General features: G+C 59.9%; 12 protein-coding genes. 9 read left to right on the forward strand and 3 right to left on the reverse strand.

The features are described from left to right. The 4 genes from EBBID32_RS09620 to bktB all read left to right on the forward strand — a co-directional run. The coding region (locus tag EBBID32_RS09620) for an FAD-binding protein (RefSeq protein WP_037490026.1) at nucleotides 1-1026 on the forward strand (1026 nt) is incomplete at its 5' end. Nucleotides 1027-1071: 45 nt separating this feature from the next. Beyond that, on the forward strand, nucleotides 1072-1851 hold the full coding sequence (locus EBBID32_RS09625; RefSeq protein WP_006954871.1) for a succinate dehydrogenase iron-sulfur subunit: 780 nt from the start codon (nucleotides 1072-1074) through the stop codon (nucleotides 1849-1851). Nucleotides 1852-2184: 333 nt separating this feature from the next. Next, nucleotides 2185-2499 carry a helix-turn-helix domain-containing protein gene (locus EBBID32_RS09630; RefSeq protein ID WP_006954873.1) on the forward strand — a complete coding sequence of 105 codons (315 nt, stop codon included), beginning with the start codon at nucleotides 2185-2187 and terminating at the stop codon, nucleotides 2497-2499. Between the two features lie 205 nt (nucleotides 2500-2704). Then, nucleotides 2705-3895, forward strand: a complete 1191-nt coding sequence (bktB, locus tag EBBID32_RS09635; protein ID WP_006954877.1) for a beta-ketothiolase BktB — start codon at nucleotides 2705-2707, stop codon at nucleotides 3893-3895. Between the two features lie 46 nt (nucleotides 3896-3941). Here the strand turns inward: bktB and EBBID32_RS09640 are convergent, their stop codons facing one another. Both EBBID32_RS09640 and EBBID32_RS09645 read right to left on the reverse strand, forming a co-directional pair. Further along, nucleotides 3942-4844: a transferase gene (locus tag EBBID32_RS09640; protein WP_156022520.1), complete on the reverse strand. Its 903-nt coding sequence runs from the start codon at nucleotides 4842-4844 to the stop codon at nucleotides 3942-3944. A gap of 137 nt (nucleotides 4845-4981) precedes the next feature. Next, nucleotides 4982-5311 carry a helix-turn-helix domain-containing protein gene (locus EBBID32_RS09645; protein ID WP_037490027.1) on the reverse strand — a complete coding sequence of 110 codons (330 nt, stop codon included), beginning with the start codon at nucleotides 5309-5311 and terminating at the stop codon, nucleotides 4982-4984. 159 nt (nucleotides 5312-5470) lie between these two features. On the opposite strand from EBBID32_RS09645, the gene EBBID32_RS09650 reads away from it, so the two are divergent. The 3 genes from EBBID32_RS09650 to EBBID32_RS09660 are packed head-to-tail and all read left to right on the forward strand — an operon-like array spanning nucleotide 5471 to nucleotide 6894. Beyond that, nucleotides 5471-5782 carry a zinc ribbon domain-containing protein YjdM gene (locus EBBID32_RS09650; RefSeq protein WP_037490028.1) on the forward strand — a complete coding sequence of 104 codons (312 nt, stop codon included), beginning with the start codon at nucleotides 5471-5473 and terminating at the stop codon, nucleotides 5780-5782. A gap of 37 nt (nucleotides 5783-5819) precedes the next feature. Further along, nucleotides 5820-6575 (forward strand): 2OG-Fe dioxygenase family protein, encoded by a 756-nt coding sequence (locus tag EBBID32_RS09655; RefSeq protein ID WP_006954881.1) that lies wholly within the window; start codon nucleotides 5820-5822, stop codon nucleotides 6573-6575. Continuing rightward, nucleotides 6556-6894 carry a DUF167 domain-containing protein gene (locus EBBID32_RS09660; protein ID WP_006954883.1) on the forward strand — a complete coding sequence of 113 codons (339 nt, stop codon included), beginning with the start codon at nucleotides 6556-6558 and terminating at the stop codon, nucleotides 6892-6894. Before EBBID32_RS09655 ends, EBBID32_RS09660 begins: the two co-directional genes overlap by 20 nt. 59 nt (nucleotides 6895-6953) lie before the next feature. On the opposite strand, the gene EBBID32_RS09665 is transcribed toward EBBID32_RS09660, so the two are convergent. Continuing rightward, nucleotides 6954-8582 carry a Na+/H+ antiporter gene (locus EBBID32_RS09665; protein WP_037490029.1) on the reverse strand — a complete coding sequence of 543 codons (1629 nt, stop codon included), beginning with the start codon at nucleotides 8580-8582 and terminating at the stop codon, nucleotides 6954-6956. A 215-nt stretch (nucleotides 8583-8797) separates the two neighbouring features. Here EBBID32_RS09665 and EBBID32_RS09670 point away from each other — a divergent pair, with 215 nt between their 5' ends. Both EBBID32_RS09670 and EBBID32_RS09675 read left to right on the forward strand, forming a co-directional pair. Further along, nucleotides 8798-9439: a YoaK family protein gene (locus tag EBBID32_RS09670; RefSeq protein ID WP_006954888.1), complete on the forward strand. Its 642-nt coding sequence runs from the start codon at nucleotides 8798-8800 to the stop codon at nucleotides 9437-9439. 521 nt (nucleotides 9440-9960) lie between these two features. Beyond that, entirely contained in the window at nucleotides 9961-10557 is a 597-nt protein-coding gene (locus EBBID32_RS09675) for an RNA polymerase sigma factor (protein WP_006954890.1), read from the forward strand. Nucleotides 10558-10950 lie beyond the last annotated feature (393 nt).

Below are 10950 nucleotides of genomic sequence, written 5' to 3' on the forward strand. Positions count from 1 at the left end.
CTGATCACCGAAGGCGCGCGCGGGGAGGGCGGCTATCTGGTCAATTCCGAAGGCGAGCGCTTCATGGAGCGCTATGCTCCGTCGGCCAAGGATCTTGCCTCACGCGATGTCGTTTCGCGCGCGATGACCGTCGAAATTCGCGAAGGGCGCGGGGTCGGCGTCAACAAGGATCATATCTATCTGCACCTCGATCATCTGTCGCCGGGGATGCTGCATGAGCGCCTGCCCGGGATTTCGGAGTCCGCGCGGATTTTCGCGGGGGTCGATGTAACACGGCAGCCGATACCGGTGTTGCCGACCGCCCATTATTGCATGGGCGGCGTACCAGCCAATTATCATGGCCATGCCATCAGCGCCGCCGGCGGGGATCCCGACGCCATTGTGCCAGGCCTCATGGCAGCGGGCGAGGCCGCCTGTGTATCGGTGCATGGCGCCAATCGCCTGGGCTGCAACTCGTTGCTCGATATCGTTGTCTTTGGTCGTGCGGCGGCGCTTCGCTGCGCCGAAATGCTCATACCTGGCGCGGCCCAACCGGAATTGCCGGCAGATGCCGGCGCAGCGAGCATCGCCCGGTTCGACAAGCTCCGTCACGCAAAGGGCCAGACGCCCACCCCGCAACTCCGGCTCAAAATGCAGCGCACGATGCAGAGTTTCGCAACCGTGTTTCGGACAGGCGATATTCTGAAGGAAGGTGAACAAGGATTGCGGGAGGTGTGGGACGGCCTTTCGGATATCGGCGTCTCCGACCGATCGATGATCTGGAATTCGGATCTGCTCGAGACGCTCGAGTTCGAAAATCTTCTTCTGCAGGCTACCGCCCTTGTCGGTTCCGCAATCGCGCGGACCGAAAGTCGCGGAGCGCATGCGCGCGAGGACTTTCCAGACCGGGATGATGAAAAATGGATGAAGCACAGTCTGGCGTGGGTGGATCCGACGGGGGCCGTCCGCTTGGACTACCGGCCAGTCCATACATTCACGCTGACCGAAGACATCCAATATATCGAGCCCAAGGCGCGCGTGTACTGATCAACGGATACTGGCAGGTCCTCGGATGTGAGGAAGGAAGACGGCATGGTTCAGCTTTCACTACCGAAGAACTCCAAAATAGGTAAAGGTAAGCACTATAGTGCGAGCCGCACCGCAAGGAATGTCCGCCGAGTCCGTGTATACCGGTATGACCCGGACGATTCACAGAATCCTCGCATCGACAGCTATGATGTCGATCTTGATTCATGTGGGCCGATGGTTCTCGATGTGCTGATCGCGATCAAGAACGACATCGATCAGACCCTCACCTTTCGTCGATCGTGTCGCGAGGGCGTGTGCGGCTCATGCGCGATGAATATCGACGGGAGCAACACGCTCGCATGTACCAAGAGCATCGCCGAGATCAACGGCGATATCAAGATCTACCCCTTGCCGCACCTGGATGTGGTCAAAGATCTTGTGCCTGACTTGACCCATTTCTATGCGCAATATGCAGAAATAAAGCCGTGGCTTCAAACCACGACGCCAGAGCCGCAAGGGGAATGGAAGCAAAGTCATCATGACCGTGCAAAGCTCGATGGTTTGTACGAGTGTATTTTGTGCGCCTGTTGCACAACATCCTGTCCGAGTTATTGGTGGAATGGCGACCGCTATCTTGGACCGGCCGTGCTTCTCCAGGCCTATCGGTGGCTCGCGGACAGCCGTGACGAAGCGTCCGGCGAGCGCCTCGACAATCTGGAAGATCCGTTCCGGCTATATCGTTGCCATACGATTATGAATTGCGCGCAAACCTGCCCCAAAGGCCTCAATCCCGCTAAAGCAATCGCGAAAATAAAGACGTTAATGATCGACCGTCAGGTTTAGGACATCGGGTCCAATTTTAGTTTCCATGGTCGCGAGGGCGAAGTTCCGACATGGACATATCCCCGATTCTACATCGATGCAGCGGAGATTCAATGCAGTGAACCGCGCCGAAACCCTCGTAATCGTTCAGACAAGTTCGCGGGGGCTGCACAAAAGCCTCATTCAAGGCCGGCAGACGAATGGCTTGCGCCAGCGCCGTGGCCCCCTGCTGCTGCACGCTCATCGACCAGAGTCGTCGAAATTACCGTTTTTACCTTTACACTCATATATAAAACATTCATATATCAATTCTATACATCGTTAAATTGCGCTTTGGCGTGGAGGTTGGAACGAATGATTACATCGGCGCAGATGCGTGCGGCGCGCGCTCTTTTGGGCGTCGACCAGCGGCAACTCGCCGAAATGGCGCGCCTTTCATTGCCAACCATCCAGCGTATGGAAGCGTCGGACGGGCAGGTTCGTGGCATAATCGATACGTTGATGAAAGTGGTCGAGGCACTGGAAAGCGCCGGCGTCGAGCTGATCGCCGAAAATATGTCAAGCATCGGTGTCGGTCGCGGTGTGAGGTTACGCGAGGCGACCGACCGATCGGTCCTTCGTCCGCCCGTGCCGATCCACCCCGGCGGGAACACTGACGATGCGGCATAGGATGCCAGCCTATCGTTTATCCCCCAAGCCGCACCTCACTCCCGAACATCATTTTCCAACGATCTGTCTGCGTCGGTCGACATGCTGCGTCACGACCCTCTTGGCCGGTCAAGGCGCGGGTGTGTCTGGCAGCTGAACCAACCCCGCTTGCCGTTTCCCAGAAATTCCGTCGATCAACGGCGCTCCCATCGCGAAAGTCATTATCATGCAAGATGTTGTCATCCTGGCCGGCGCTCGCACGGCGATCGGCGATTTTGGCGGGAGCCTCAAGGACATTGCGCCGGTCGAACTTGGCCGAATCGTGATCAAGGAGGCGATCAGCCGTGCGGGCCTTGCCCCGTCCGACGTTCAGCATGTCGTTCTGGGGCAGGTCATCCAGAGCGAGCCTAAGGATATGTATGTGTCGCGGATCGCGGCAATGAATGCAGGGATCCCGAATACCACACCCGCATTGACACTCAACCGCCTGTGCGGCTCGAGCGTCCAGGCGATCATCTCCACCGCGCAGATGATCGCACTGTCGGAATGCGAGATTGCTGTGGCGGGCGGCGTCGAAAGCATGAGCAATTCTCCTCATGTCGTCAAAGGCTTGCGCTGGGGTCGCCGCATGGGCGATGAAGCCATGGTCGACGCCATGATCGCAGCGCTTACCGATCCGTTCGGCGCTGGACATATGGGAATCACCGCCGAAATCATTGCCGAGCGCAATGACATCACTCGGGAAACGCAGGACAAGCTGGCGGCGGAGAGTCACAGGCGCGCCGCAATCGCCATTACGGAAGGTCGATTCCGCGATCAGATCGTCCCAGTCGAACTCAAGAGCGGCAAGGGGACGGTGCTTTTCGAGGTGGACGAGCATGTCCGGGAGAATGTGAGCGAGGCGGACCTTGCGGCGTTGAGGCCAGCATTTCGCAAAGAGAATGGAACCGTCACCGCCGGCAATGCGAGCGGCGTCAATGACGCTGGCGCTGCACTCGTCCTGGCCTCTGCGGCAGAAGCAGCGCGCAGGGGGCTCACGCCGATGGCGCGCATTGTGGGCTGGGGCCATGCGGGTGTTGCCCCCGAAGTGATGGGGCTGGGTCCGGTAGAGGCCGTTCCCATCGCTTTGCGGCGTGCCGGCCTGACGCTCAACGATATCGACGTGATCGAGGCCAATGAGGCATTTGCCGCGCAAGCCTGTGCCGTTGCCAAATTACTGGATTTCGATCCGGCAAAGGTCAATCCGAATGGCAGTGGCATCGGGCTCGGTCATCCGGTCGGTGCCACCGGCGCCATCATCACGATCAAGGCCATGTACGAGCTCCAGCGGACCGGTGGGCGATATGCCTTGATCACGATGTGCATCGGCGGCGGGCAGGGCATTGCCCTGATCATCGAGAGGTGGGCAGCCGCTTAAGCGTCCGCGCATTCGCTGGACTGCGTCCGAGGCAGCGGACGCAGCGCTAATGGGAACCTCGATCAAGCGCGCAGCGGATACGCTGGCCGATCGACGGTAAGAAGGCGGCTTGACGCTGCCGGAAGTTGGTCTGGATGTCGGCGATTTGGCTTTCAGACAAGGACAGAGAGGCTCCTTTCCGGGCGATTACGGCCTGATTGGTCCCGCCCTCGGTCGGAACCATCAGCGTATCGCCTTGGAAGCACCGATGCATCTTGCCGGCATAGCTGCGGCGATAGGGGTCGCCGCCCCAGAGATTTGCGATCATCAGCCCAGCGGGCATCAATCGTTGGTGGCAATGCGCGTAAAACAGCGAGGAACAGAGCTGGGGCGGCTGGCCATGGGCATCAAAGCCGTCGACCAGCAGGATGTCCGGCCGTGCATCGGAATCCCGCACATAGTCCGCGCCGTCAGTACAGATGATCCGGAAGCGGCCATTGTCGGGCGGTACCAGAAATTGCTCTCGAAGCTCAATGACCTCGCGACTGATCTCGATAACCGTGATCTCGGTATTGGGCAGGAGGTAGTAACAGAGTTTTGCAAGCGAACCGCCGCCAAGGCCAATCATTTCGATCCGGGCGGGGTTGGGATTGAAGAGCAAGAACGCCATCATCATGCGCGTATAGTCTATGGTCAAGGCGAGCGGGTCTTCCCTGTTCATCTCGCTCTGAACGGAATTCCAGTCGAAATGGAGGGACCGGTATTTACCCATGTCGGAGACATAGGGTGATCCAGGTCGTGTGTCGTCGGGATCGTTATGCTCGGGCCAGAGACCAAGCCTGCCCAGGAACCGGATGTCTGAGTTAGACAGGCCTTCGACGTCGCAAATTGACGTGTTCTCTCGGCCGTCGATGAGCGTGTCCCAATGAAGAGTATAGTCATCGATGCGTTGGTCGAGGGAATCAGGCATCCATATCCGCCGACTTGGCAGAGGCCGGCGTACGGACAAGCTGAAGCTCACCGTTGCCAGATCCGGTCCGCGCCGGTGAGGCTTTGAGCATCTGGGCGGCGATTGGAAATGCAGCGCAATGTTGGCCGCTTGGAGGGTTAGTGAGCATCTTCACCGGTTACGATCTCCGCTGGGCGATTGAATATCAGGTGGAGACGCCTCGTTTGCCCCGGAGCTGGAGTGCTTTCCCGAAGCCTGACGCCCCGGCCGATACCGGCGCTCGACCCATTGTCCCCCAAAAGCTCGACGCCCGCGCCTTCAAGCGCGGCAATCACCTTGACCAGCGTGTCGACGACACCACGCACCTGGCCACCGGACGATTCCATCCGCTGAATCGTTGGGAGCGAAATCCCCGCGAGCTCGCCAAGTGCGCGCTGATCGATGCCCAGGAGTGCCCGCGCCGCCCTAATTTGATATGAAGTGATCATTCCACCTCCATGATGTTTAATGCATCAGTAGTGGACGATAGCATATTGACGATCAATATGGTACATCACTTGGCATGTTTTCCGAGCGGCGCGGAGTGAGGAATCTGGTTGGGCGCAAATCCAGGGAAACATGGGTTCGAGATACGAAAAGGCGGTAAGATGACAGTGAACGACGAGTATGTTTACGATGAGGCCACTGGTGAATGGGGGCCTGCTAGTGAAGTGAATCCTTCGGACGCGGTGATGTCCGACACCGCCAATATGGTACGTGACGCGGTCGGCAATCTGCTTGCCGATGGCGACAGCGTGACCTTGGTGAAAGACCTCAAGGTCAAGGGTACGAGCCAGACCATTCGCCGGGGCACCGTCATAAAATCGATCAGGCTGACGGCAGATCCCCAGGAGATCGATTGCCGCTATGAGGGTATCAAGGGGCTCGTTCTGCACGCAGAGTTCGTCAAGAAGCGATAATGGGCTTGGGCCAATCTATCGCATGGATTGTTGATCGATGAACTTGTGTCTCGCCGCTATCGCCGCGGATGTGCGCCGACTTGGCTTTGCCTGCGTTCCGGGGAGCACATTGCGCGACCTGTTGCCACGAGAGGCGCGCAAGGGTTGGTCGCAATTTGCGGCCAGTTGGGATGATCTGGGGCCGGACGCCTATATGGCTGACGCTGGCCGCTATCGTCGGCGTCGCTACGCAGCCTATCGTGCCACTGCTGCAACTTTCGAGCGTAGGACCCACAAGGCGCACTATCAGAGCCGATGCTATAATCGCCTGAACGGGGGCATCGAGCGTTGGTTTGAGCCCGTGACACAAGCCATTGCCGACAATCCGGCAACCGAAGCGATCCTGCGGTTGTGCCAGGCGCTTTTCTCCCAGGCGACCCTGGGTGAGACGCCGATCGAACAGGATGTGGAACTGCACCAGTTTCGCATTGAAGCGGGTCCAGGGACGGTTGGCAGCCCGACACCAGAAGGCATGCATAGGGACGGGGTCGATTGGGCCTGCGTTTTGCTGGTCAACCGAACCAATATCGAACATGGCGTGACGCATATCCAGGACGAAAATGGCAAAGATCTGGAGACGGTCACCCTGGATGCTCCTCTCGATACAATATTTCTGGACGATCGGCGCGTAACCCATGGCGTCACCGATATCAGCAGAGTGAATGCCGCTCAGGCGGGTTTCAGAGACGTGCTTGTCATCACGTTCCGCGCGTCGTCAGGTGAATGTGCAGCGCATGAAAAAGCCGAAGGTTAAGCCGCCATCTCATGCCGGGCAGGATCGCGGGTTCTTCTGGTGGGAGAACGACACGCTCGTCATCAATATTCTGGGCAAACCCAGTGCGCGCAGCGATGCCATCGGGAAATCCAAGGGCCGCCAGCTGATGGTCAGCGTGACAGCGGCGCCGAAGTTGGGCCGGGCGACCGATCATATGGTGCGGTTTCTCGCCGGAGAATTCGGCGTATCGACTTCAGCAATAACGGTCGTCTACGGTCGTATGAACGTCAACAAGCAACTGAGAATCGAAGCGCCTACGAAGCTTCCGGCGGTTATTCAGCAACTGCCGTTACTGTAGCGATCCCTGAGCCCTGATGGCCTGGCCATCGGGGCGATAGGGGAGTCGCAATCTCCCTGTTATCCGGCGTAGCGCGCCTCAAGATGGTCGAGCTCACGAATGATCTTGCGCGCCGTTTCGCTGCCAAGTTTGCGGGCACGCACCTTTCGCAGGATTTCGGTGCGTTCGGCACGCAGTGCTGCCAGGCGCATTTCACGTTCGATCTTGTCCGTACGTCGTGCGAGTGTCGAGGTCTCCGCATCCTGCGAGCGGCTTTCGATCCGGTCGCGATATTCGTCCATGATCCGACCCGCCGCAGCCACATAAAGATCGGCATCCTTGCGCCCTTCGGCCATACTGTGCTGGACACGCTCGATCTCTGCAATCGCGGCTTCAGCCGCCGCGACACGCGCGCGATCGTCGTCGGCCTTGACCGAGATGTCGACCGGCATCTGCAATCCATGGAGGAGCATCGGCAGACCGATACTGCCAGCAACCAACGACAGGATGATGACCCCCATGGCCAGGAAGATGGCGAGATCCCTGGCGGGAAAAGCCGATCCGTCGGCCGTAGCCAAAGGCAGCGTGAGGACGCCCGCCAGCGTGATCGCGCCGCGGACGCCCGCGAAGGTCATTGCCGACACCGTCCTCACACTGGGGGTGGCGGTCGCTTGACCCTGGCGGAACAGCGTCATGCGGAACGCGACCCAGACCCAGGCGAAGCGGAGGGCTGCCAGCCCCAGCGTGATCGCGACGACATAACCCAGCAGCCACCAGGGTGTGTGATGACCCGTCACCCGAACGGTGTCCGCCGCACCGGCCAGTATCTCGGGCAATTGTTCGCCCAGCAGCACGAAGATGATGCCGTTGGCAGCGAATTGGATCATGTCCCAAACGGTGTTGCGGCGGATCCGCGTCACGGCCAGAACCGGTCCTGACGTTTCGGCGAAGCCCATCGTGATGCCTGCTGCGACGGCCGCGAGAATGCCCGAGCAGTGGAATGCTTCAGCCAGAAGGTAGGCGCCAAACGGAATGAGCAGGCTGATCAGAATTTGCGAGCCGCCATCCTCACCATAGCGTCTCGAAATTGCCTCCTTGGTGCGGGTCACTACCCACGTCACGCTTCCGCCGATGAGGATACCGCCGATCGCCATCCACAAAAAGCTCAACGCCGCGTCATAAAGAGAAAACGTCCCCGTGAGAGCGGCCGCCACCGCGAAACGCAGGCAAACCAGACCCGAGGCGTCGTTCAAGAGAGATTCGCCTTCAAGAATATGCATCATCCGTCTGGGGATCGGCACACGCTGGGCAATCGCGGACACCGCGATCGGATCGGTCGGCGAGATCACCGCGGCCAGGGCGAATGCCACGGCGATTGGCATCGCCGGGATCAGCCAGTGGATGAACAGGCCGATACCGAGGACCGTGAAGAGGACAAGCCCCAGGGCCAGCGCCAGGATCGTCGTGCGATCCTTCAGCAATTCCTCCCGAGGAATCCGCCATCCATCGAGGAAGAGCAGGGGAGGCAGAAACAGCAGGAAGAAAATCTCGGGCTCAAGCGTGGCGCGAAACGTGCCGCTGATACCGATCGCTGCGCCGATTGCGATCTGGACAAGGGGTCGCGGAATCGCGAGCGGGAGCATCCTTGCGATGGCGCCGCTCATGACCACGGCCAGCAACAGAATAAGAACGATGGACACGGAATTCAATGCGTTATGTTCCTCGATGTTCCTCGGCGTCGATCGATGCGCGCTCCGCAGACCTTAGCGGTGATGTCTCTCTTCGACCAGCTTCTGATCGGGTTTTGTTCCAATTTTCGGATCGCCGCTATGCTGGCTCCCAATAAGGGGGGCGCTGAGGCATCTATCCCGCCCTGGCGCGTAATCGCCTCGCCTTCGAGGGTTCGGAATGCTAGCTATCGACGATGCTTTCCCTTGAGTCCCGTTCCGGCACCTTGGCGCTCTGCTTCTCGGCGCTGGCAGGGTATGTCGATGCCGTTGGTTTCATCAAGCTGGGCGGGTTCTTCGTCTCTTCCGTCATCGCCGATGTCACGCGGATGGGCGTCAGCTTCGCGCAAGGCTCGACGCTCGCTGGCATCGCTGCGCTCCTGATTGGGGCTTTCGTCGTCGGCGTGATGGTCGGTTCAGTGATCGGCGCCAAGATGCCAGGGCAGCGGCAGCCGGCAGTGCTCGCAATGGTCGCCATGCTGCTGGTTTTGGCAGCCGGCACAGCCGTTGCGGGTTGGCTGCTCTGCACGGGCGCCATCATGGCGCTGGCCATGGGGGGATTGAATGCCGTCTTTGAAGAAGACGACCAGCTCTACTTTGGCAGCATCTTCATGACGGGCACGCTCGTCAAACTGGGTGAGGAGATCGCGCAGCCAACAGGTCGAGGGTTTGGCTGGGTACCTTATCTGATGCTTTGGTTGGCGCTCGTCGCGGGGGCCACAATCGGCGCGCTCGTCTGTGGCGTTCTGTCCTTCGGGGCTTTGTGGATTGCGGCCGTGTTCGCGGGATTGCTTGCAGCGTTCACCGCGTCCGTGAAAGGGCATCAAGAGAGTCTATAGGCACCGGCACGCCTCTTGGCTTGGTACTGGTCGAGGAGATCACCGGTTGGGCGATGGCCTTACAACGCGGCACTCCATTGCGTAGAGCGCGGACTTCATGGTGCCGGCGGCGCTAGGTAGCCTGACCATCTCCGCCCCCATTCGATCGTTGGTTTGAGGACTGCGCACCTGCCGCGTTCAAAAGCGCGGACTGTCGTTTAATACAGACAGGTTTTTGCAAGCGGATGCACTCTGTCGACGAGTCGGCCAGGCGGCCTGTCAAGTTGTGTCGAGTGACAACAGCAGCTACGTTATTGAGATTGAATCGCAAGTCGGGGCGTGTGCCGGATTGGAAGATCGAGCGCGCCTTGACGCCGCCGATCGCTGCCCCGGAAGATGGATGCTGCCTTGCCTAATGAGCACATAGTATTGCGGATATATGGCACTGGTCGAGATCTCGAGATCGATGGGGTTTGGAGCGTGCGTCGCAAGAGCCAGATCCATTCCAACGGGCCAGCGGGGCGGCAGTGCCGACGGAGCCTGTGAAGGACGCCGACGCGTTACCATTTCGCGGGCAGGGCGGGGCTTCCGAGCGCATCGCGGACGCGCCGCTCGACCGTCTGCGTATTCTGTTGGAAACAGAATATGATTTGCTGCTCGTCAGGCTCAGCGGTGTGTTGCGATCGCCGGATGCTGCGACTGAAGCGCTCCACGACGCCTATCTCAAGCTCGGAAGCGGCGCAGCCATCGGGGAGGTCAGAAAGCCACTCTCCTATCTCTATCGAATGGCAATCAATCTGGCGAAAAACCGGCGACGTCATGAAATGCTGTTCACTCCTGCCGATGCGGCCGCAGTCGTCGGCCTCACCGACGAAGCGCCGGATCCCGAGCGCGCAGCGGGCGCAAGGCTTGCTCTGGCTCGAGTGCTCGACGCGCTCGAAACCCTGCCCACCCAGAGGCGTGGCATCTTCCTGGCGGCCTGGCGTGACGAGAAGACGCAGGTCGCGATCGCCGCGGAATTCGGGCTTCATAAGCGTACCGTCCAGAAGGAATTGGCACGCGCAGAACGGCATCTGCGGACCGCTCTTTGTGGCGAGTCTTCCTGCGAACCTGCATCTTCCGCCGGCACGCCACGCTAGCATCTGAGCAATCTGGCCGCTGACCGCAGCGCGCGGACGATGCGCAGGTTTCGAACCCCTGCGACCGCTGCACCGCAGCCCCCTCTATCTCCAAGAAATATTTGAACCGGGAGGGCCGCCTTTCCGTCCCGCCAAGTGTCTGAGACAGCAGGGAGTAATAGGGTCCTCACGCCGTGTTCTGACACGGGCGCCCTTTCCAGGCGTCAGTGTCCCACGCGTGGCGACTATTGGGATTGGCGATCAGACCGCGTTCCGCGTCCGTAGCTTGCCCAGTGTCCCTCGGGGGTCGCTATGGCGGCAAGGCGCGGTTGAAGGCCGGCGAGAATCTCAACGCGCGCGATTCGCGGCGGGGCGAGCGCACGCCGTCGTTCTTGACGCAGGGGGCGAGGCGCG

It is taken from the genome of Sphingobium indicum BiD32 (assembly GCF_000382885.1).
In the GTDB taxonomy this organism is placed as follows: domain Bacteria; phylum Pseudomonadota; class Alphaproteobacteria; order Sphingomonadales; family Sphingomonadaceae; genus Sphingobium; species Sphingobium japonicum_C.